The organism is Acinetobacter sp. UBA2581, assembly GCF_002339435.1.
In the GTDB taxonomy this organism is placed as follows: Bacteria; Pseudomonadota; Gammaproteobacteria; order Pseudomonadales; family Moraxellaceae; genus Acinetobacter; species Acinetobacter variabilis.
In genome coordinates this window covers 1,733-24,533 of the sequence record NZ_DDLD01000103.1, presented here as the reverse complement: position 1 = coordinate 24,533, position 22,801 = coordinate 1,733, and the positions used below count along the sequence as shown (strand labels likewise).

Annotated in this window: 23 protein-coding genes; 11 read left to right on the top strand and 12 right to left on the bottom strand. The window is 37.6% G+C overall.

Features of this window, described 5'->3' with window-relative positions; all coding sequences use genetic code 11:
- Positions 1-75: 75 nt before the first annotated feature.
- The 11 genes from ahr to B3Q46_RS13170 form a co-directional block, all read right to left on the bottom strand.
- Complete coding sequence (ahr, locus tag B3Q46_RS13220) at positions 76-1,098, bottom strand: NADPH-dependent aldehyde reductase Ahr (RefSeq protein ID WP_004780437.1); 1,023 nt, start codon at positions 1,096-1,098, stop codon at positions 76-78.
- A 4-nt stretch (positions 1,099-1,102) separates the two neighbouring features.
- Positions 1,103-1,684 carry a DNA-3-methyladenine glycosylase I gene (locus B3Q46_RS13215; protein WP_004780438.1) on the bottom strand — a complete coding sequence of 194 codons (582 nt, stop codon included), beginning with the start codon at positions 1,682-1,684 and terminating at the stop codon, positions 1,103-1,105.
- 21 nt (positions 1,685-1,705) lie between these two features.
- On the bottom strand, positions 1,706-1,951 hold the full coding sequence (locus B3Q46_RS13210) for a hypothetical protein (protein WP_004780440.1): 246 nt from the start codon (positions 1,949-1,951) through the stop codon (positions 1,706-1,708).
- Positions 1,952-1,966: 15 nt separating this feature from the next.
- A complete protein-coding gene (locus B3Q46_RS13205; RefSeq protein WP_171064776.1) occupies positions 1,967-2,470 on the bottom strand; it encodes a M23 family metallopeptidase in 504 nt (167 codons plus the stop codon).
- An 89-nt stretch (positions 2,471-2,559) separates the two neighbouring features.
- Positions 2,560-3,588: an A/G-specific adenine glycosylase gene (gene mutY, locus B3Q46_RS13200; protein ID WP_004780443.1), complete on the bottom strand. Its 1,029-nt coding sequence runs from the start codon at positions 3,586-3,588 to the stop codon at positions 2,560-2,562.
- Positions 3,589-3,751: 163 nt separating this feature from the next.
- Positions 3,752-4,111 carry an HIT family protein gene (locus B3Q46_RS13195; RefSeq protein WP_004780445.1) on the bottom strand — a complete coding sequence of 120 codons (360 nt, stop codon included), beginning with the start codon at positions 4,109-4,111 and terminating at the stop codon, positions 3,752-3,754.
- 79 nt (positions 4,112-4,190) lie between these two features.
- The gene (locus B3Q46_RS13190) at positions 4,191-4,925 is read right to left on the bottom strand and encodes a dienelactone hydrolase family protein (protein WP_004780447.1); all 735 of its coding nucleotides are present in this window, start codon (positions 4,923-4,925) and stop codon (positions 4,191-4,193) included.
- A gap of 163 nt (positions 4,926-5,088) precedes the next feature.
- Positions 5,089-5,778 carry an FKBP-type peptidyl-prolyl cis-trans isomerase gene (locus tag B3Q46_RS13185; protein WP_004780449.1) on the bottom strand — a complete coding sequence of 230 codons (690 nt, stop codon included), beginning with the start codon at positions 5,776-5,778 and terminating at the stop codon, positions 5,089-5,091.
- Between the two features lie 48 nt (positions 5,779-5,826).
- On the bottom strand, positions 5,827-6,531 hold the full coding sequence (locus tag B3Q46_RS13180) for an FKBP-type peptidyl-prolyl cis-trans isomerase (protein WP_004780450.1): 705 nt from the start codon (positions 6,529-6,531) through the stop codon (positions 5,827-5,829).
- 169 nt (positions 6,532-6,700) lie between these two features.
- Positions 6,701-8,884, bottom strand: coding sequence for a polysaccharide biosynthesis tyrosine autokinase (locus tag B3Q46_RS13175; RefSeq protein WP_004780452.1), 2,184 nt, complete (start codon positions 8,882-8,884; stop codon positions 6,701-6,703).
- A gap of 429 nt (positions 8,885-9,313) precedes the next feature.
- Positions 9,314-10,390, bottom strand: coding sequence for a polysaccharide biosynthesis/export family protein (locus B3Q46_RS13170; RefSeq protein ID WP_004780454.1), 1,077 nt, complete (start codon positions 10,388-10,390; stop codon positions 9,314-9,316).
- Positions 10,391-11,136: 746 nt separating this feature from the next.
- Between B3Q46_RS13170 and rfbB the strand changes: the two genes are divergently transcribed.
- The 11 genes from rfbB (at position 11,137) to B3Q46_RS13115 (ending at position 22,372) form a co-directional block, all read left to right on the top strand.
- The gene (gene rfbB / locus B3Q46_RS13165) at positions 11,137-12,195 is read left to right on the top strand and encodes a dTDP-glucose 4,6-dehydratase (RefSeq protein ID WP_034589646.1); all 1,059 of its coding nucleotides are present in this window, start codon (positions 11,137-11,139) and stop codon (positions 12,193-12,195) included.
- Positions 12,195-13,070 carry a glucose-1-phosphate thymidylyltransferase RfbA gene (rfbA, locus tag B3Q46_RS13160; RefSeq protein ID WP_004780457.1) on the top strand — a complete coding sequence of 292 codons (876 nt, stop codon included), beginning with the start codon at positions 12,195-12,197 and terminating at the stop codon, positions 13,068-13,070. The genes rfbB and rfbA overlap by 1 nt, the downstream gene beginning before the upstream one ends.
- 5 nt (positions 13,071-13,075) lie before the next feature.
- Positions 13,076-13,504, top strand: a complete 429-nt coding sequence (locus B3Q46_RS13155; RefSeq protein WP_034589621.1) for a sugar 3,4-ketoisomerase — start codon at positions 13,076-13,078, stop codon at positions 13,502-13,504.
- 95 nt (positions 13,505-13,599) lie between these two features.
- The gene (locus B3Q46_RS13150) at positions 13,600-14,688 is read left to right on the top strand and encodes an acyltransferase family protein (protein ID WP_004780459.1); all 1,089 of its coding nucleotides are present in this window, start codon (positions 13,600-13,602) and stop codon (positions 14,686-14,688) included.
- An 86-nt stretch (positions 14,689-14,774) separates the two neighbouring features.
- Complete coding sequence (locus B3Q46_RS13145) at positions 14,775-15,890, top strand: DegT/DnrJ/EryC1/StrS family aminotransferase (RefSeq protein ID WP_004780461.1); 1,116 nt, start codon at positions 14,775-14,777, stop codon at positions 15,888-15,890.
- Positions 15,891-17,135 carry an O-antigen translocase gene (locus tag B3Q46_RS13140; protein ID WP_004780462.1) on the top strand — a complete coding sequence of 415 codons (1,245 nt, stop codon included), beginning with the start codon at positions 15,891-15,893 and terminating at the stop codon, positions 17,133-17,135.
- Between the two features lie 15 nt (positions 17,136-17,150).
- Positions 17,151-18,038 (top strand): glycosyltransferase family 2 protein, encoded by an 888-nt coding sequence (locus B3Q46_RS13135; RefSeq protein WP_004780464.1) that lies wholly within the window; start codon positions 17,151-17,153, stop codon positions 18,036-18,038.
- Positions 18,039-18,168: 130 nt separating this feature from the next.
- A complete protein-coding gene (locus tag B3Q46_RS13130) occupies positions 18,169-19,311 on the top strand; it encodes an O-antigen ligase family protein (RefSeq protein WP_004780465.1) in 1,143 nt (380 codons plus the stop codon).
- A gap of 2 nt (positions 19,312-19,313) precedes the next feature.
- Positions 19,314-20,183, top strand: a complete 870-nt coding sequence (locus B3Q46_RS13125) for a glycosyltransferase family 2 protein (protein WP_004780467.1) — start codon at positions 19,314-19,316, stop codon at positions 20,181-20,183.
- Positions 20,180-21,334, top strand: a complete 1,155-nt coding sequence (locus B3Q46_RS13120; RefSeq protein ID WP_004780469.1) for a glycosyltransferase family 4 protein — start codon at positions 20,180-20,182, stop codon at positions 21,332-21,334. Before B3Q46_RS13125 ends, B3Q46_RS13120 begins: the two co-directional genes overlap by 4 nt.
- Before the next feature lie 84 nt (positions 21,335-21,418).
- Positions 21,419-22,372: a GNAT family N-acetyltransferase gene (locus B3Q46_RS13115; protein WP_034589647.1), complete on the top strand. Its 954-nt coding sequence runs from the start codon at positions 21,419-21,421 to the stop codon at positions 22,370-22,372.
- A gap of 122 nt (positions 22,373-22,494) precedes the next feature.
- On the opposite strand, the gene B3Q46_RS13110 is transcribed toward B3Q46_RS13115, so the two are convergent.
- Positions 22,495-22,801, bottom strand: a 307-nt coding sequence (locus B3Q46_RS13110) for a transposase family protein (RefSeq protein WP_286716159.1), incomplete at its 5' end; no start/stop codon positions are given.

Sequence of the window (22,801 nt, the reverse complement as noted above, 5' to 3'; positions counted from 1 at the left end):
AAATACAGCCATAAAAAAAATCTGCCCTAACATGAGGCTAGGGGCAGATCTAGATTTACTAATGATTAGGACAAATTAGAAATCGGCTTTCAGTACGATCCGGTAACGGGCTTTGCCTGAGTGCAGACGTTCAATCGCAGTATTAATTTCCGACATTGGGAATAACTCAATTTGTGGCGCAATATTTTTACGTGCTGCAAATTTCAATAACTGACGTAAAGCTGCTGGTGAACCTGTTGGCGAGCCAGTCACTGATTTAGCACCACCAATCAGTGAACCTGCAGAAATTTGCATGGGTTCCAGTGGTAAGCCCAGCATATGTACCGTGCCATTTGGTGCCAGTGTTGATAAATAAGCCTGCCAGTCCAATGTGACATTCACAGTACTCATTAATAGATCAAATTTACCACGAAGCAGTTTAAGCGCTGCTGGGTCACGACTATTTACTACATGGTCTGCACCCATGGCTTTTAGTTCATCAGTTTTATCCAGATTTGAAGTAAAGGCAGTAATTTCACAACCCCAAGCTTTCAGCAGCTTGATCGCCATATGTCCCAAACCGCCAATACCAATGACACCAACGTGGTGAATAGCCTGAATCTGATGTTTCAGAATCGGATCAAATACGGTAATCCCGCCACAGAGCAGGGGACCGGCACTTTCCGGATCCAGATCTTCAGGTAAGGGAATTGCCCATTGCCAGCCAGCACGGACTTTATCCGCAAAACCGCCTGCATGACCGACGATGGTTGCAACCTGACCACCGGTACACAGCACTTGCTGACCTGAAATACAGGAATCACAATGTTGGCAGCTTTCCGCAGTCCAGCCAATACCGACACGTTGACCTACTTTTAGACCTTTAGCTTCAGAACCCAGTTGCGTAATGGTACCAATCACTTCATGTCCGGCCACCACAGGATATACTGAAGATCTCCAGTCATTATTGAGTACTGAAATATCAGAATGACATAGGCCGCAGTATTCAACTTTCACTTCGACCTGATGCGGCTGAAGTTCACCCGCATCAAATTGATAAGGTTCCAGGGCGGCACCCGCAGACATTGCGGCGTAAGCGTGAATAGTATTATTGGACATAGGTTCAGCTCTTATTTGAATGGGAGGATATTGTTTTAAAGTGACAGTGATTTTCATGGTCATCGACCATGCCGACTGCCTGCATAAAGGCATAACAGATCGTAGGACCGACAAACTTAAAGCCTGCTTTTTTTAAGGCTTTGGACATGTTCTGGCTTTCAATGGTTTGTGCCGGAGCCTGGTGATAATCTGCCACATCATTATTCAATCGGGGCTGCTGGGCAAAGGACCATAACCATGTGACCACATCAATCTCTTGAGATTTAAGCTGTTGCCAGGCCCGGGCATTATCGCGAATTGCAGTCAGTTTACCAATATGCCGGATTAGACTAGCATCTTGCAGTTTTGCGGTGAGTTGCTCATCTGTAAAAGAAGCAATCGTTTCAATAGAATATTGAAAGAAATGTTTCCGATAAGATTCACGTTTTCTGAGTACGGTAATCCAGGCTAAACCGGCCTGCTGACCTTCCAGACACAGCATTTCAAACAGGCGTTTTTCATCATGCAGCGCCTGTCCCCATTCCTGATCATGGTAGGCAGTATAGAGGGGATCATCAGAGCACCAGCCACAGCGTTGGATCGTCAAGGGATGCTCCTTTTGATTATCTTATAATTTAAATGTCGTCCACTGATCTTGCTGATTATCCCAGTAGGACAGTTCTGCCTGCTGCAGATCACTGAACTGGATCCACATATCCTTACCACTTTTGTCGGCATAACCGGTACTGATCAGAAGCGCCTCTTCAGTAATTTCCATGATCCAGCCCTGATAGGTCTGGCCATTGAGCACGATTTTCTGTTGATTGCCTGATTCTGCAAATTCGACCAGACGGTTGATCAACGCTTCTGACATGTAAACTTCCTAAAATTAACGTAAATATGGATAAGGGTTAACGACACCACGGCCCTTACCATTTAAATAGAGACCATAATGCAGATGTGGCGCGGTATGGCGGGCATTGCCAGTATTACCGACATAACCAATGACATCGCCCTTTTTGACATAGTTACCGACTTTCAGGCCACGCTTATGACCATCCAGATGTGCATAATAATGCCAAGTGCCGCCTGGACCCAGAATCCAGACTACTTTACCACCCAAATTGTTATTCCGTAAATCTGCGATCAGACCAGGCGTCGCACTACGAACCTTGGTTCCACGTGGAGCCAGAATATCAATGCCCTCATGCAAACGGCCGCTACTACGCGAAGCTCCCCAAGTATCTTTCAATTCACGAGCCTGGACCCGATCTACCGGAATCGGCAGAGAAGAGGGCATACGCATATGATTCAGTTTTTTGACCAATGCCGGATTAAGCTGAACCGCAGAAGGATGTTTCGGTGCGCTACTACACGCCACCAGAAATAACATCACCAAAGAAAGCCCGACAAACGCAAGAGAATGGCGCAAAATATTTATCCTTAAATGAGGCCAGTTGATTCTTCTTGTTCCAGACTATGTCATAAATTTACGGTAGAAATCAATTTTTTCATGGCGGTTGGAATACCTGCATTGACTGCAGTTTCCGGGTTCATCCAGAAGCCCTGTAACTCAATCGCCAGATGTTCCTGCTGATCTTCATCGACTGCAAAAACCATGGCTTCAAGCTGCCAGGTAAAATGGGTAAAACTGTGGCTGATCTGGGTCTTTTGTACGAGATTCTTCAGACCCAGTTGCTGGCACAGTTGTTCAAATGCATGAGTGTCTTCAATAATTGGCAGACACCAAAGCCCACCCCAAAGACCACTATTAGGACGTTGCTGCCATAGCCATTCATCACCTGATTGGATCAACAGCACTTGAGCTGCTTTGACCGGTACCGGCTTTTTGGCTTTTTTAAAGGGCAATTCATTTTCCAGACCCTGCTGATGTGCCTTGCAATGTTGCTGCATTGGGCAATACAGGCATAAAGGCTTTTTTGGAGTACAGACAGTCGCACCGAGATCCATAATCGCCTGGGTATAATCATGATTCCGATCAACCGGGCAGAGTTGTTCAGCAAGCTCCCACAAGGCACGTTCATGTACTGGTTTAGACAGATCATCTTCGATCCCAAAAAACCGTGCCAGCACCCGTTTGACGTTGCCATCCATGATTACGCCGTACTGACGTAAACCCAAAGACATTAAGGCTCCCGCGGTTGAGCGGCCAATGCCGGGCAGGGCGATCCATTCTTCCAGGCTCCTCGGGAAATGGCCCTGACTTGCCACAATACCGGCTGCCTTATGTAAATTACGGGCACGCGCATAATAGCCCAGCCCCGCCCAATAGGGCGCAACCTCATCCCAGGAAGCTGTACCGAGATCCTGTACCGTCGGAAAACGCTGAATAAACCGCTCAAAATATTGCAGCACGGTTTTGACCTGAGTCTGCTGTAGCATAATTTCAGAGACCCAGACCTTATAGGGATCATCGGCCACTTGCCACGGCAAATCATGGCGGCCATGCACATCAAACCATTCTAAAAGGGCATCTGAAAACACAAACATGAAAATAGAACAAACTGGAAAACGAGGCTTAGTATAACTGAAGAGACTCAGCTAAAAGATGAAAAGTCTGCTAAAACAGCGAGACTGCAAGAGTAAAAATGAATAAATGGAAGGGACAAGTGAACACTTCGAAAAGCATTCACTCAGTAAAAAAATTAAATTCTTATTCTTCAATGCCCCAGCGTGCATCCAGCTTTAATACCTTGCCTTCATAACGCGGGATAATATGAATGTGCAAATGCTCTGATTTTTCCTGAAATACTTCGCCATCATTAAACCCAATATGGAAACCGGAAGGTTGATAGCGTAGTTGCAGTTCATTACGTGCTTGTTCAAGTAAGGACATCATGCTTTTACGTTCTTTATCTGTGATTTCAAAAAATGAAGCCACATGACGTAATGGAGTAACTACATAATGTCCTTTGGACAGCGAGTTCGGTTCAGGTAACACGACAGCAAAATCATTTTTAGCCAGAATATCGTATTCGTCAAAATTACAGTACGGGCAGTTATTTTCAGTCATGATATTGGCTCCTTTCATTGAATTTATTTTTTTCAGGTATGACCTGGCCCGATTATGAGCCAGATCAATTTATCTGTTATCAAGCGAGTTGTCGTGCCAGTAATTCATACATGGCAGCCAAGCTTTGTTTTTCTGCTTCAGCATTGTAGCCTAGATCTACACCATTGGCCTTGGCGCGCTCATCTGCAAGCGGGTTACTAAATCCATGCTTGGCATTTTCAAATACAATCACATTATGCTCGACCTTAGCCGCCTGCATCTCTTCTTTAAAGCTGGCAACATCATCCAGGCTCACCATACTGTCCTTTTCACCATGTAGGACCAGAATTTCTGCCTGTACCTGGCCTTCCTGTGCAGGTGCTTTAGGAGATAGGTTGGCATGGAAAGTAGCTACAGCTTTTAACGGTGCATTTGAGCGAGCCAGATCCAGAGCAACTTTACCACCGTAGCAGAAACCAATCGCAGCCAGTTTTTCCGGATTGACTTCATCCTGTGCCGCCAAAGTATCTAAAGCAGCTTTCGCACGGTTCACGATAGTGTCCGGATCTTCGAAAGTCTGCATCATCCATTGATAGGCCTGATCAGAGCTAGTGGTTACTTTCTTGTCACCATACATATCAATTGCCAGCGCGGCATAACCATGTTCCGCTAGTTCACGGGCACGCTGTTCAGTATAGTCATTGCGGCCCCACCATTCGGGTGCCACGATAACACCTGCTACAGGTACATCAGTTTCCGGTGCGGCAAAATAACCAATCAAAGTGCTGCCATCCTGAGCCGTATATTGAATTTCGCGGGTCTTGATTGCTGCCATGCTGAAGTCCTCTATTGTTGTTGAATATTTTGATTAAACTATAAAATAGCAAAACTGCTATGAATATGCATGAAAAGCTCCAACTAATTCGTTTCTCATCAGTACAAAAAAAGAGAGGCAAATAATTTGTCTCTCTTTTTAATTTTTACAATTAAAGGAATTTTTATTTAATAATTTCCAGTAATTCGATATCAAAGATCAGAGTACTATTTGGTTCAATGATATCTCCCGAACCAATCTGTCCATAGGCCAGATCAGCAGGGATAAAGAAGCGGTATTTAGCACCGACTTTCATCAATTGTAAGCCTTCTGTCCAGCCAGTAATCACTTGGGTGGTGCGGAAATCGACTGGCTGCTGGCGGGCAATCGAACTGTCAAAAACGGTACCATCGATCAAACGGCCTTCATAATGTACGCGGACATTACTATTTGCGCTCGGCGATTTCCCTTTTCCTTCTTGAAGAATCTGATATTGTAAACCTGATTTTGTGGTTTTTATCCCCGGTTTTTTTGCATTTTCAGCCAGAAAAGCCTGACCAATTTTGGCATTTTCATCCGCCTGTTTTTTCAGGGTAATCAGCTCTTTGGCTTCAGCCTGACGCTTAAACTGGGTCAAGACCCGCGCCATGTCTTCTTCACTTAAAGTCGCCTGTTTCCCCGCGGCTGCAGCTTTTAAACCGGCGCTGAAGGCATCCAGATCAATGCCTTGTAAGGAATCTGCATTACTTTTTCCCATCAGATAACCAAAGCTGTAGCCGACCTGTTCAGCCTCAGGGCTTTTATTGGTGACTTCTTTAGCAAACAAACTGCCAGAACTCAGCAGTAAAACCATCAAACTTATTTGTATTTTCATGATTCATTCTCAAAATAAAGGAGAGCGCGTTGCTCTCCTTTTCGTGGATTATTTTACTTCGATGAGTTCCACATCAAAAATCAAAGTACTGTGTGGAGGAATCGTACCTGGCACGCCCTGTTCACCATAACCGAGTTTAGATGGGATATACAGGGTCGCTTTACCGCCTTCTTTCATCAGTTGCAGACCTTCAGTCCAGCCTGGAATGACCTGATTGAGTGGAAACTCAATCGGCTCGCCACGTTCAACCGAACTGTCAAATACGGTGCCATCTACCAGTTTACCAGTGTAATGCACTTTCACAATTGAAGAGGCTTTTGGCTGTTTACCTGTACCTTCTTTAGTGACTTGGTACTGTAAGCCGGAAGCAGTTGTTTTAATACCTGCTTTTTTCGCATTTTCAGTTAGGAAAGTATCACTTGAAGCTTGAGCCTGTTTTGCGCTATCAAGCTGCTTTTGTTGCATTTCTTTCTGGAATTGCTCATAAGCTGCCTGTAATTCTTCTTCCGTATAGGCAGGTGCAGAACGCGCATGTCCTTCACGTACACCGGTCACAAAACTGTTAATGTCCAGCTCAGGAGGAGTCTGATGCGCCACTTCATAACCGAGTGCATAGCTGATTTTAGACACAGCAGAGGCATCTTTAGATGCTTTTGTAGTTTGAGTAGCAGGGTTTTGAGTTGCATAGTAAACAGGTACTAGCGCGGCACCGCCTAAAAGAACAGCGACGGCAATCGGTAAGGCCTTACTCATGTATTTGTCCAATCTAATGTTATCGTTGAGGTTCAGTCCATCTTAGCAGAAAATTTTAAGAAATCTTGTAGAACGGGTGGTTTTTTAGCAAGTGAATACCGGTATTTGGTATGGCTCAAAAATAAAAAAAAACCAGCAATGATTGCTGGTTTTTTTAGGAGCTATCAGATTAGCTGGTTTTGGCTTTCGGCTTATAACTATACGTATAATCATAGCTATAGCTGCCACCTGCTGAACGCTGGATATCATTCAGGATCAGACCATTGACAGTACTGCCAGCCTGTTTAAAGCGGTTTACTGTAAGTGCCAGTTCCTTCATCTGGGTTTTTGCATAGCGTGCTACAACCAGATTGAGTCCGACATATCGGGATACAATGATCGCATCTGTAACAGCCAGTACCGGTGGAGTATCAATAATAATATGGTCATAGTAAGGAATCAGTTTTTGCAACAATTCCTGGAAGCGTTCTGAATTCAGAAGCTCGGCTGGATTAGTTGCATTTTCCCCACAGCTGATGACATTTAAGTTCGGCACATTGGTGGTTTGTACCACTTTATCCAAAGACACGTGTTCATTCAGATATTCGGTTAATCCATACTGGTTATCCAGATTAAAATATTTGTGTATATGACCACGGCGCAGGTCTGCATCAATGATCAGTACACGCTTATTTTTTTCTGCCATGATGACTGCCAGATTGCTGGCAACAAAAGATTTTCCAACTTTTGGTGCTGGCCCTGAAATCATCATGATATTGTTTTTAGCCTGAGTCAGGGCAAAGTGACTTGCTGTACGAATGCTTCTTAAACTTTCAACTGCCATATCATCACTGTGTTTCAGTGCCAATAAGAAAGGCATTTTTTTCTTTTTCAGTAATTTCAGACCAGGTTTCTGAACAGTCGAATGAGCGATATTGGCATAGACTGGAAGATCCAGCTGGTATTCGATCTGACTACTATCTTTCACCCCAGAACGTAGCATGTTACGGAACAAGGCCACCAAGATACCAAGGAAAATACCGAAGCAGAAGGTTAAAAATAAAATCAGAGGCTGTTTTTGTTGAATCTGGTCAACTGGCTCAAGTGCGGTATCAATAATATGAACATTACCGCTTTCACCCGCTTTAGCAACACGCAGTTGCTGATAAGAATTTACCAGATTGGTATACAGTTGCTGTTTCACTTCAACGTCACGAGACAGTTGTAAATACTGGCGTTGAATCTCTGGAATATTTTTAAGTGTTGAATTTAATTCACGAATCTTGCCATTCACTACGCGAAGTTGGGCTGTAATTTCACGCATGGCTGGATGAGCAGCTGCATACTTTGCACCTATTTCCGCCTGTCTCTGTTCAAGTAGTGCTCTTTGTGATTCTAAATTAACACTCTGATTTAAATATAATTCTGATTCTCTGGTGATATCAACAGTATTATATTTTTGGCGGAAGCGATTGAAGGCAGACTCTGCATCATCAAGCTGTTTCCTTAAATCCGGCAATTGTTCATCCAGGAAAGCCAGTGTTCGTGCAGTGTCTGTTGAACGGCGTGTAATATTATGCTGGCTGTAAACTGCTAAAATCGTATTCAGGACTTTAGTGATGTGCTGTTTATCTTGACCCTGATAGCGAAGTTGCAAAACGCCGCTCAGATCACCTTTTTCTGTAATCGTATAATTGGCAAGAATAGAATCGATCGCTGCAGGCAATGAGAGCTTTTTCACCTGATAGCTATTATCGAGATTATCTTGAGTAAAGATGGCAATTTTCCAGTCGCCTTGTGCAGCTTTAGCCTCAACCGGCTGGTTCAGTGCGCCTTGAAAAACAATTTCTTCAGTCAGTGGATTGATCAGGCTAAAGCTCTGTTGTTGAAATTTTAGCAGCAGATTTTTATCCAGATAGGCTACAGGAACTTCAAACTGACGGATATCAAAGCTTTTTTGACCATCTTTAAAGCGTACAGTTTTGGTCTGATATTCAGTTTGAGAAGTTCTGCCTTGAATTAAACGGTTGATAAAAGAGTCTTCAGTGCTGGCAATATGCAGATCCAGATTTAAACGGTCAATTACGGATTCGAGAATCGTGCGTGATTTTAAAACCTCAATCTCGGCGTTGGATGAAGACATCTGACTCACAATGCTGGACAGACTGCCAAGTAAAGCAGCTGATGAGCCTCTACTTTCTTCGACCTGGACGATTGCATCAACCTTATAGTTAATCGCTGCGGTACGTATGTAAAGCAGCACTACAATCAGGCTGAGCAAACCACATAGCAGGATGAGCTTCCATTGCGCGAGCAGGGAAAAGAACACCCCTTTTAGGTCAATCATATTATCGGTATTGTTATTTTTGTTCATAATTTTACTATCTAAAAGTTTAAAAGTGATTTTTCCAGTCGCTGATGCTGTTTCGAATTAATTCAAAAAACTGCATCAATGACTTGCTGCCCCTGCGAGAAAGGATCCTCAATATTCTGTTTTTTATCCTCTCTGAGTATGTCGAGTCCGCTAAAGACCAGACATTCTGATTATGATCAGAATAATGTTGTCTTTAATTTAATCTGTTTCATATTCGGTTTTTGAGCACCATGGAGTTGCAGGTGAAGTCCATGGAGGAATTAAAAATAGTGTTTTTATTGCTAGTCCCGGTCATTATTTCAATGACCCAACCTTATAGATTTAATCTGAAAGTACGGGTAGATCTTATAAATAAATGTTTAGCTATTGATTGATGATCAACATGTCCAAAACAGATTGCTAAAAGATTTTTAATTTTCATACTTTCACCTATCGTATAGCTGAACCAGCGACATATGAAAATGGAAGAATCTGGCTCACTACACGCTCCCAACGGGTCAGACCGGTAGCATCAACATAGACAATATCGTTACTATTCATCTTGAACTGTTTAGCCAGACCAAAATCTCCCAGATTTTTTAGACTTAAGTGATAGATTTCAGTCATCTTGTTGTCAGAATTGCCACGCAAGACATAAATCCGACTCGGATTGGCAGAATATGGATTAATCCCTTCGCTTTCGCCCAGTACATCAGCAAGTGTCATGCCTTGGTCACGGATAGGTAATGGTTTATTGGTGCCGGCTTCACCCATGACATAGATTTTCTGGTTTTCCCGAGGACTGATATACAGGGTGTCATTGGGTTGAATCAATAGCTTATGTAAGGAATAACCCGCTTTTTCCAAAGCAATCGTGTTCAAATCATAGGTCACACCTTGGCGTACGAGCTGGATTGAAGTGGAATCACCTTGCTCATTAATCCCGCCAGCTAGGCCCAGCGCCGTATACACACTTACCGGCTGATCAGTCAGATAAAATTGTCCAGCTGATTTCACGTTACCTACTACTGAATACCGCTGTCCCTGATAGGAAATTACTCTCACGACCACATCCGGATTATTCAAATAAGGAATTAACAGACGGCGTACTTCCTGATTAACTTGTGGAAGGGTCTTTCTGGCTGCTTTATAACGATTGATGAATGGAAACTGGATATAACCATTCCGGTCAATCTGATAACCATTGTTATTGTCGCTGGCTGTAGGAACGGCACTAATTTCGGGATAAGCCCATAGCTGGAAAGATAAAATATCTCCCGGATTCAAGCGGTAATCCTGCACCTCAGTCTGAAATAGAGGAGCATAATGACTGAGATTATGCGTTTGCGCAGACTGTACTACAGGTAATGTATCCTGAGTCAGTTTCACCAGATTGACTGGAGTTCCCAGTTCAGTTTGATAGATTCCTTCTGTCGGTAAATCATACGTTTGAAAGCCGGATGTTGCTGCACATCCAACCAGAGATAGGCTTAAGGTAAAAGTACCTAAAAGGTGTCTATAGTTCACTTGAAACCCCTTTGTTTTTATATGTTCAGAATTGGTATTTATTAATAATTATTAATTTTTTTGAATTTGGTTTATGTGATTAACGTCTAAAAAATATAATAGATCACATACCTTGTCTATAGCTATTCTTAAGTCAATTTAATAAGTCTAAGCTGAAATTTAACTGTAAGATTGACGAAAATAGACGTGAAACCGTGATTAAATAAGCTGTAGAGATATAGTGAATTGCTTAAGATGACATAAGAATATTAATTGTTTCCAATTGTTATTTTTAAATAAGTACTGTTCTTCACGGATAGAAGGAATTAAGCCCTAAAATTAAAATAGAAAAGTATTTTCATATAATTTTTATCTAATCTAAAGGTTTTTTAGATCATTGATTTTTATTAATATTCAATTATATTTTAATGGATTTTAAAATAATTTATTTTTATAGTAATCAAAATAATCTGTTGTTAATTAAAATAATATTTAATTAGTTTAGGTGATTGTTAAATTAATATTAGTGGAAAATTATCTGAAAACTAAAAGCCTATATCAGATGGATTATGTTTAAAAAAAATTATCCGGATTTTTAAAATGTAACGACATTTGATGATTAGCTGTTCTATGGGTGGTTTGTGTAATAAAATTAATATATCTTATAGACAAATCAATAAAAATAGACGTGCCTAGACAGCATCGATATATTAAAAATAATTTGTGAAAAGTAAAATAAAAAATATTAAAGGATAATCAAAATGGTGATGAATATATTGGTAACCGGTGGGGCCGGTTTTATTGGATCTGCCGTCATTCGGCATCTCATTAACGAGACTGAACATCATGTATTAAATGTTGATAAGTTAACTTATGCAGGTAATCTGGAATCACTTATTTCTGTATCGGATCATCCCCGTTATCAATTCGCACAAACTGACATTTGCGACCATGTATCTTTAACCCGATTATTCTCAGAGTTTCAGCCAGATATTGTTATGCATCTGGCTGCAGAGTCTCATGTAGACCGTTCGATTGATGGTCCGGCAGAGTTTATTAATACAAACATTGTGGGAACTTACACCTTATTAGAAGTAGCTCGAAAGTATTGGCAGAATCTATCTACGATTAAAAAGTCTAGATTCAAATTCCATCATATTTCAACAGATGAAGTATATGGCGATTTAGAAGGTACAACAGACTTATTTACTGAAACTACGCCTTATTTACCAAGCTCACCTTATTCAGCGAGTAAAGCCAGTTCGGATCATTTGGTTCGAGCCTGGCATAGAACCTACGGTTTGCCAGTCGTAGTTACGAACTGTTCAAATAATTATGGCCCTTATCACTTCCCTGAAAAGTTAATTCCTTTGATGATTTTAAATGCCTTGGATAGTAAGTCATTGCCGGTTTATGGCAATGGTCAACAGATCCGGGACTGGCTTTTCGTAGAAGATCATGCGCGTGCTTTATATCAGGTTGCCACTAAAGGCATCGTGGGGGAAACCTACAATATCGGGGGGCATAATGAAAAACAGAATATTGAGGTAGTTAAAACCATTTGTAAAATTCTGGATGAGCTCAAGCCTCGTCCAGAGGGAAAAACTTATGCAAGCCTCATTACTTTTGTTAACGATCGGCCAGGTCATGATTTGCGTTATGCGATTGATGCTTCAAAAATCGAGCGCGAACTGGGTTGGAAGCCACAAGAGTCCTTTGATACAGGTATCCGGAAAACGGTGCAATGGTATCTGAATAATCTGGAATGGTGTCAACATGTTCAGGATGGTTCTTATCAGCGTGAACGTTTAGGGGAGGCAGTATAATGTTAAGAACGACAAAAGGGATTATCTTGGCGGGCGGCTCAGGTACACGTTTGCATCCTATTACTAAAGGAATTTCAAAACAGTTACTTCCAATTTATGACAAACCAATGGTTTATTACCCCTTATCTGTATTAATGTTGGCCGGTATTCGTGAAGTCCTTGTGATCAGCACACCAGAAGATATTGAAGGATTTAAGCGCTTATTAGGGGATGGTTCGCAATTTGGCATGGAGCTGAGTTATGCGATCCAGCCTCGTCCTGATGGCCTAGCACAAGCCTTTATCCTGGGTGAAAAATTTATTGGTCAAAGCAATGTATGTCTGGTACTAGGCGATAATATTTTTTATGGCCAAGGTTTTACACCGATGTTGCGTCAGGCCGCAGCACGACAAAAAGGTGCAACAGTATTTGGCTATCAAGTGAAAGATCCTGAACGCTTTGGTGTCGTAGAGTTCGATGAACAGCAACGGGTAATCTCAATCGAAGAAAAACCCAAAAATCCAAAATCTAACTTTGCGGTGACAGGTTTATATTTTTATGACAATGATGTCATCCAGATTGCCAAACAGGTCAAACCCTCTGAACGGGGTGAGCTGGAAATTACCTCAATTAACCAAGCTTATCTGGAACGTGGTGACCTAAATGTTGAATTACTGGGACGTGGATTTGCCTGGTTAGATACAGGTACCCAGGGAAGTTTGCTTGAAGCGGCTCAATTTGTTGAAACGCTTGAAAGGCGTCAAGGTTATAAAGTTGCTTGCCTGGAAGAAATCGCCTTAAATAATGGATGGTTGAGCAAAGAACAGGTTTTAGCGATTGGCCACACCATGCATAAAAATGGCTACGGTCAATATCTGATTTCTTTGGTGGGGTAATGAGCATGAATTTAATTGAGTGGATTGAATTACCTAACCTGGGAGATCACCGTGGCAGTCTGGTCGTCGCAGAAGCCAATCGGAATATACCTTTCAGTATACAGCGACTTTATTATATTGCTGGTGCTCAACCTGATGTTCCACGCGGATTCCATGCACATAAGCAACTTCAACAGATTGCTTTTGGAATTCAAGGAAGCTGTAAAATGCTGATGGATAATGGCAAAGAAAAACAGGAAGTTTTAATCGCTCAATCTAATAAAGGATTATTAATCCCACCTATGATTTGGCATGAGATGCATGATTTTTCAGAAGATTGCATCCTCTTGGTACTAGCAAGTGATTACTATGATGAAAGTGATTACATTCGTAATTACGACCAGTTTCTAAATGAAGTAGATCAGAATTTGGTTGAGCAGATCACAAAAGAATAAAATTAAAGTTAATTCATTAGAATGAAGGCCTTGCAAAAGAATAAGCTTCAGAAGATAGAATTAAAATAATAATAAATATTAAGGAGATATATGACGTGATTAAGCCGCTTACATCATTGCGTATGTTTTTCGCACTTTTTGTTTTTCTGAGTCATTTGGCTTTTCTAAAAGAAACAGATTATGCCAATATTTTTAATAGTATCTTTGACGAAGGCTTTTTAGGGGTCAGCTTTTTCTTCATTTTGAGTGGATTTATCTTAGCCTATAATTATAAAGAAAAGTTTTTAATCGGAAATATTTCAAAAAGAGAATTTTATATTTCTCGTCTAGCCAGAATATATCCAGTACATATTGCCACAACAGCACTGGTATTTTTATTAACTTTTGCTCAGTCTGGAAAGGGCTGGGAATATTTAATACAGCATGTTTTTCTGATACAAAGTTTTTTTACCTCAGAAGAGATCCATTTCTCATTGAATTCTCCTTCCTGGAGTATCTCTGATGAAATGTTCTTCTACCTGCTGTTTCCATTTGCATTTTTGATTTCTGAAAAAATCAGAAGTTATATTTTTATATTATATCTTATAGGTATTTTGATTCTAAATATTCAGCTCGATAAAAATCAGGATCACTATTGGTTATATATTTCACCATATGTACGTTTTTCTGACTTCTTACTCGGTATTATCCTGTTTGATATTTTTGAAAAAGTAAAAGTGGGCTATTCCAAAATTAAGCAACCTATAGTTATATTTGAATTAGGGGCTATTTTACTTTTTATTTTATTCTTTATATTTCATAATAAAATAGATATAAGTTACAGGTATTCAATTTACTACTGGGTGCCTATGGCAGCAATTATTTTAACTTTTGCACTGTCTCATGTTGCTCAGAACAAAAGTATAATCACCCAGTTTTTGTCAAATAAATACATGGTGTTAGCAGGAGAAATCAGTTTTTCCTTTTACTTGCTGCATGTTATGGAAATACAAATTTTAAATTATATAAGAAAAATATTTTCATTGAATATGGACTTAATGCTGTTTTCCTTTTTTATATTTATTGCCACGCTAATCGCTAGCTTTTTAATGTATAGATTTATTGAAAAACCGCTAAATAAGAAAGTAAAACAATTTTTATTGGAGCCAAGCTTTAAATCTAAAGGTTATGAACTGAATAAATAGGATTGTATTTAAATACTATAGGTATATTAATTTTAATTAATATGAGACTAAAAATAAATATAAATTTTTATATGAGATTGATAAGAATGATTCCTTTTCTTGATCTGAAAGCGATAAATACTCAATACCGTGATCAACTGATTACAGCTTGCACTCGGGTAATTGACTCTGGATGGTATATCTGTGGCAAAGAATTAGAAGAATTTGAGCATAATTTTGCAAATTATTGTGGAACACGATATGCCATAGGTGTTGCTAATGGTTTGGATGCTCTTATTTTAACGCTACGCGCATGGAAAGAATTAGGAAAACTCAAGGAAGGAGATGAGGTTATCGTCCCTTCAAATACCTATATTGCAAGTATCTTAGCAATTTCACAGAATAATCTGAAACCGGTACTGGTTGAACCGGATATAACGACTTTTAATATTGATACCAAGAAAATTGAGACAGCCATAACTCCAAAAACAAAGGTAATTTTGCCTGTTCATTTATATGGACAGCTCGCTACAATGCCAGAAATTATGACCATTGCCAAAAAATATAACTTGCTGGTTTTAGAAGATTCAGCCCAAAGTCATGGTGCTGAAATAAATGGTCAAAAAGCAGGAAATTGGGGCAATGCTGCAGGTTTCAGTTTTTATCCAGGTAAAAACTTAGGTGCACTCGGTGATGGGGGCGCAATTACCACCAATGATGCTGAGTTAGCGCAGATGCTTAAAGCTATACGTAATTATGGTTCACATGAAAAATATAAAAACCTGGTACCGGGTGTAAATAGTCGTCTTGATGAAATTCAGGCTGCCATCCTGAATGTGAAACTAAAATTCTTAGATCAAGAAAATCAGCATCGTCGACATATTGCAGATCTATATTTAAAAGAAATTCACAATCCAGCAATTGAGCTACCATGCAAAAATATAGATACCGAGACTTATGCTCAACATGTCTGGCATTTATTTGTGATCAGAACAAAATATCGGGAAAAATTACAACAATATTTAGCAGAAAACGGGGTACAGACACTCATTCATTATCCAATTCCTCCTCATAAGCAGCAGGCTTATCAGGAATGGAATGGCTTAAGTTTTCCAATTTCAGAACAAATTCATGCGGAGGTTCTAAGTTTACCAATCGGACCAACTTTATCTATGGATGAAGCAAAGCAGGTTGTTCAGTTATGTAATGGTTTTCAGGCATAGATGAATCTATTTAGGACCAGTGTACTGAATGGTGTAGCCGTTTTGATTAAAACCATCACCATGTTTGTACTAAATAAAATTCTGGCTGTATATCTAGGACCCACTGGATATGCAGCGATCGGTCAATTCCAGAATTTTATTCAAATGGTGACGACCTTTGCTGGCAGTGCCATTAATACCGCAGTAGTTAAATATACGGCTGAATATCATGAAGATGAGACTAAACAACGTGCAGTCTGGAAAACAGCAGGGAGTATTGTTTTTCTATTTAGTCTCCTTTTTGCGATTCTCATACTTATTTTTCAAAAGCAGCTGGCATTATATATATTTCAATCACTTAAGTTCCAAACGATTTTTATATGGTTTGCCATTTTTTTAATATTTTTCAATTTCAATACGCTATTTTTAGCCATATTGAATGGAAAAAAAGAAATTTTAAAACTGGTGCTTGCAAATATTGCCGGTAGTTTATTTGCACTTATGATCACTGGTATTTTGGCAATCAAGCTGCAGTTATATGGAGCTTTAATTGCATTATCCATTTATCAGTCAATTGCATTTATAGTGACATTAATACTCTGTCATAGAGCAGACTGGTTTGAGTTTTCCTCACTATTAGGAAAAATAGACTTAGAAATTACCAAAAAGTTTGCCTCATTTATTCTCATGGCATTAGTCAGTGCGATTTGCGTGCCGCTATCGCAAATGTTAATTCGGGCCTACTTGACCCAAGAATTTAGTCTGGCTTATGCGGGTTATTGGGAAGCGATGATCCGTCTAAGCACAGTATATCTTTTGCTTGTAACCACTACATTAGGCGTGTATTACTTGCCGCGCTTAGCAGAACTAAATGCAATTGATGAAATTAAGAAAGAGGTCTATTTAGGCTACAAGTTTATTTTTCCACTTGCTGTTCTAGGCGGAATTTGCGCTTTCATACTACGTGATTGGATTATCAACTTATTATTTAGTCCATCTTTTGCTCCTATGCAGGATTTATTTCTTTGGCAAATGATGGGAGATGCCTTGAAGATAGGAAGCTGGATACTGGCTTATTTAATGCTCAGTAAAGCAATGACTAAACTCTATATTTGTACAGAGATTATATTTACAGTGTCTCTCATTGCTTTAACTTATATATGTACTCAAGTATTTGGTTTTGAAGGTGTTTCTATTGCTCATCTCATAAATTATGGGCTGTATTGGATCGTAATCAGTTTATTTATATTTAAACAATTAAAATAAAGAGGGAATAATATAATGATAAGTGAACAACCCCTAGTCTCTATAGTTATACCAAGTTATAATCATGAAAGGTTTATACATGATAGTATTAAGAGTGTCATTGACCAGTCTTATCAGAATATTGAGTTAATTATTATTGATGATGGATCTACAGATGCTTCAGTGGAAAAAATACAAGAATTAATTCCATTATGTGAAAAACGGTTTACCCGATTTGAGTTTAGACATCGTCCGAATAAGGGCTTAAGCGCAACTCTAAATGAAGCATTAGAATGGGCACAGGGGGAATATTTTTCCTCCCTTGCTTCTGATGATATAATCTTAAAAGATAAAATAAAAATACAAACCAAATTTCTAAGCCAGAATAAGAACTGTATAGCTGTATTTGGAGGAGTATCAATTATTGATAATGATTCTAATCTTGTGAAAAATAGAGTTAAAAAAAGAAAAAGTTATACCTTCGACCAGATTTTATTGTTAGAACATGATTTGCCGGCTACTACACAACTTATTCGTACTCAAGCTTTAAGAGAAATAGGTGGCTACAATGCAGAAGTACAAATAGAAGACTGGTATATGTGGCTGCTTTTAGCGCAAGAAGGGGAGTTATGCTATCTTCCTGTGCTTTTTGCAAAATATCGCTTGCATGATAATAATATGCATAAGCAAACGACTCTTATGCACGATTCAAGAATGATGATTCTAAGTGAATATCAGAATCATATTTTATTTAATAAAGCAAAAAAGAGAGCTTTGTGGATTAATGCATTTGAATTAGGGCTATTATCTAAAAAGAAATCATTAGAAAAGATGATAAAAATTTTAAAAGAATATCCTTCAGAAATTTTAACATATGATTTTTTTAGATTTTTTTATTGGCTACTAATTAAAAAAGATTTTTAATAATTAAAAAAATTATATCAATAATTGTATTTTAACTATATTTAATAAAATAATTTAGTTAGTAATATAAAAATATTAATCATTTCTTTTGCTGATTCTAGGCATTAGATAATAATAAAAGGAATGGATAATGATTATTTTAAATGAAAGTAATTCAAAAAATAACATTATTTTTTTAGATGATATTAATTTAAAAGATAAAGTAGTCATATACTTTATCTTACTATCATTTTTCTTATCTCAGTTTTATTTTTGGTCCAGTGGGGTTCCACAATTTAGTCATCTTTTTATTATAGCGGCTATATTTTTATTATTCAGTCGTAGCTCAAAAATAACCATCGAATACTCAAGTGTAGCCTTAATCTTTGTCGCATATACAGTTTGTGTAAATTTTGCTTGGTATTTGATCGTTCTAGATCCTAGTTATATGGTTTCTACCATTTACTGGATCTTTAATTTGTTGTTTTTTTTATTATTAATGAATTTGAATTCCTCTCAGGTTAACTTTTTTTATGAAAAAATATTATTTCTCATTCCATTTTCCTATGTAATAGAAATTGCGATCTGGGCAAGTGGATTGGGTCGTTACAATTTTGAACCACGATATAACGGTCTTTTTAATGATCCCAATCAGATGGCATTTTGGGTTTTAACTACCTGTGCTATTTTTTTATATATTTCTGAAAGTAATTTAAAAAAGATAATCGTTTATTTTTTAGCTTTATTCTTAATTCTATTGACCATGTCAAGGTCTGCTTCAATTGGCTTCTTAATGCTGACTTTAGGATTTATATTTAGTCAAAAAGGGGATCTGAATAAAAGAATATTTGTATTTTTTGGCATATTAGTCATTTTTAGTACCCTCAATTACTTTTTATATCATTTAGGGGCTTTTGATAGTGTTGTTCTGCGTTTTGTCGAAGGCTTGGATCAAAAAGACAGCCAGGCTGAAGGACGAGGTCTTTTTAATTTCCTTGAATATCCTCAATATTTAGTTTTTGGTGCTGGTCAAGGTGCACACTGGTTATATAACCCGAAGGGAAACGAAATTCATTCAACTTGGTTAGGTATCCTTTTTTATTATGGGATCGTCGGTATCTCTTTATTTTTAGTCTTTTTATATCAAATTTTTAAAAAATTATCATTTTCAAACAAGTTGATATTCTTGGGACCGATGCTATATGGGTTTACAACTTATAGTGCAAGGACACTCATTTTTTGGTTTTTATTGGCCGCTTTTTTACTATTCTCAAATAATAATAAGGAAGAATAAATATGTATATTTCTATAGGAATTCCATTTTTTAATGCTGAAAGATATTTAGAAGATGCGATTAAATCGGTATTAGCGCAAACTTTTCAAAATTGGGAATTAATTCTGGTAGATGATGGGTCAACAGATCGATCTTTAGAAATTGCCCGCTCATTTAATGATCCGAGAATCCGTATCATAGCTGATGGGCATAATAGAAGATTACCTTATCGCTTAAATCAGATTATCAATGAAGCAAAGTATGATTTTATTGCACGTATGGATGCCGATGATTTAATGGCAGTCGATCGTCTTCAAAAGCAAATTAAAGTACTAAATGAAAATTCAGATATTGATGTCGTAGTCACCAGCTTATATTCAATTGGAGATAAGAATGAAATTTTAGGAAAGAGAATCTATTCTAATCATCAAATGCAACCCAAAGAAATTTTACAAGGTGTTACTAATATACTGCATCCTTCATTACTTGCCCGAAAGGAGTGGTGTAAAAGGAACCCGTATCAAGTCGATAATTGTCTAGCAGAAGATTATGAACTATGGCTTTCAGCTGCGATAAAAAATGATTTTAATTACGTGGTTTTACAGGAACCCTTGTATTTTTATAGAGAAGTTGAAAATGTAAAAAAAGAAAAAATGATCCGTGGTTACAATACCCAGATCGGAGTAATCAAAAAATATTATAATAGTACTATTTCCGATCTTGAAAAAAATAAGATTGTTTTAAAGTTTGAAATTAAAAAAATTATTGTAAAAGTACTAAATTTTTTGAACTTAATGCAGATCCTACATAAGCGTAGAGTTACATCAGTCTCTGACTCCGATAAAAATTTTTATGCTGCACAATTAGAACTTATAGAGCGTATAAAGCCATGATCTCTAAAAAAATTATCATCATTGGAACGACTGCCTCTAATCTTTACGGTTTTCGCAAAGATTTTATTTTGTCTTGTCTGGCACAAAATTATCATGTTTATGCCTTTGTATCCGAATATACAAATGAGTGGGTGGGCAAAATTCAAGATTTAGGAGTCACCTTAGTGACATATCAGCTTAGTCGAGGAGGATTGAATCCCTTGGCTGATCTACGTTCAACTTGTCAGCTGGCTAAAAAAATAAAAGAAATTCAACCTGATATCGTATTCTCCTATTCAACTAAGCCTGTTATCTATGCAACGCTAGCGGCCTATAAGACTAAAGTGCCTTATATTTATGGCATGATCGAAGGCCTAGGATCACCTTTTACTATTCATAAATATGGCCAAAGCTTAAAGGCTAAATTCATACGTTTTGTGCAGGTGTCACTATATCGGCTTGCTTTTCCTTATCTAGATAAAATTATTTTTTTAAATCATGATGATCCTAAGGATTTAGTCCATCATTATAATTTGCCACATAAAAAAAATGCGATTGAAGTTTTGGGGCCGATTGGCCTTAATTTACAAGATTATGCTTATACAAAATGGAATAATCAGGACAATATATCATTTATATTTATAGCTAGATTGATCGCTGAGAAGGGAATATTTGAATATATAGAAGCAGCAAGAATAGTAAAAAGAAAATATCCTGAAGTTGTATTTAAAATTATTGGTGGATTAGATCCTGAAAATCCAACTGGCTTAAAGCAAGCTGAATTAGATCAGCTAATACAAACAGGTATTATTGAATATAATGGTTTTGTGACTGATGTAGATCAAAGGCTACGTAATAGCGCAGTTTTTGTATTACCATCTTATTATCGAGAGGGGGTGCCCCGTAGTACACAAGAAGCAATGGCTATAGGACGTCCAGTCATCACCACTGATGTTCCAGGCTGCAATGAAACTGTAGTCGATGGGGTGACAGGTTTCCTAATTCCTAAATGGGATGTAGCTGCATTGGTAGAGAAACTGACTTATTTTATAGAACATCCTGAACAAATAAATAAAATGGGCTATCAAGGATTCCTTTATGCTAGAAAGAATTTTAATGCGGATCATATAAACCATAGACTATTACAAATGATGGGAATTAATGGGCTTTAAAAAAAGTAATAGTATTTTTTTAATAAATAGAAAAATTATATTGGATTTAAAAATAATAACTGGGATATAGATATGGGTATTATAATGAAAGAAGACTTAGGTTTTCAAATACATAAATATGAAGCTTCAGATAAAATAATATGGAATGAGTTTTTATTAAAATGTAAAAATTATCATTTTATGTTTAATCGCGATTTTATAGAATATCATGCTGATCGATTTGAGGATTTCTCACTAATATTTAAAAATGAAAAAGGGAAAATTATTGCTTTATTGCCTGGAAATATTAAAGATAATATTTTTTATAGTCATCAAGGCTTAACTTTTGGTGGTTTTTTAATTAATAGAGATGTTCATGCATCTGACATGCTAGAATTATTTACTTTATTAAAAATTTATTTAAAACAAAAAAATATTGATAAGATTATATATAAATGTATTCCTGTTATTTATCATAATTATCCTGCTCAAGAAGACTTGTATGCTTTATTTCGTAATGATGCTAAGCTTTATCGACGAGATATTAGTGTTTCTATTGATCTAAATGAAGAATATTCATACTCAGAAAGTAAAAGAAGATCAGTCAATAAGCTCAAAAAAAATGGGGTTAGCTGTGAGGAAGTAGATCAACCTAGTATGGTTTGGGGAGTAATCCGGGAAGTACTGCGTCAGCATCATAACCAACAACCTGTACATAATGAAGATGAAATAGATTTATTAAAAAGCCGTTTCCCTAATAATATAAGAGCATATAAATGTTGTCTTGATGGCAATATTGTGGCAGCAGCTGTGACTTTTGAAACTGAAAGAGTAGTTCATACTCAATATTTGGCTAGCAATGATAAAGGTAGGGAAAACAAAGTATTAGATTATGTCATTGATTATTTAATAGATAAAAGTAAGAAAAATGCCAAAATATTTGATTTCGGTACTTCCAATGAGAATGAAGGGCAATACTTAAATATAGGATTGATTGATCAAAAAGAAAGATTTGGTGCACGTGGTATTGTGCATGATTATTATAGTATAGATTTATAATCACCTAATTTGAACTAGAATTACTTCACCTCATTATTAGCCAGAGGTGGATTTTTAATTTTCTTAAATTTTAATAATTAAAAATAATAATTGATTAGATATTAGACCTCTTGCGAAAGTCGTTATTGCAAGTTAATTCGGTTTACCAGTGCAGCGATTAAGTTAATGCGTAAACCGAATCTTTTCCGTCTATTTCGATAGCGTTCACTTAATATTCTAAATCTTTTCAATTGACTATTAATGTGTTCGATCACAACTTGTATTTTTCCAATCATTTTATTGTACTTTTTCTCAACATCAAATAAGGGTAAATTCTTCTTTTTCTTTATTGGCATCAATAACTTAAAACCATCTTGCTCTAATCCGTAGTACCCTAAATCGGTCATAACATATTCACAATGTTTGAATTTCTTAACCGTTTTTCTTGCC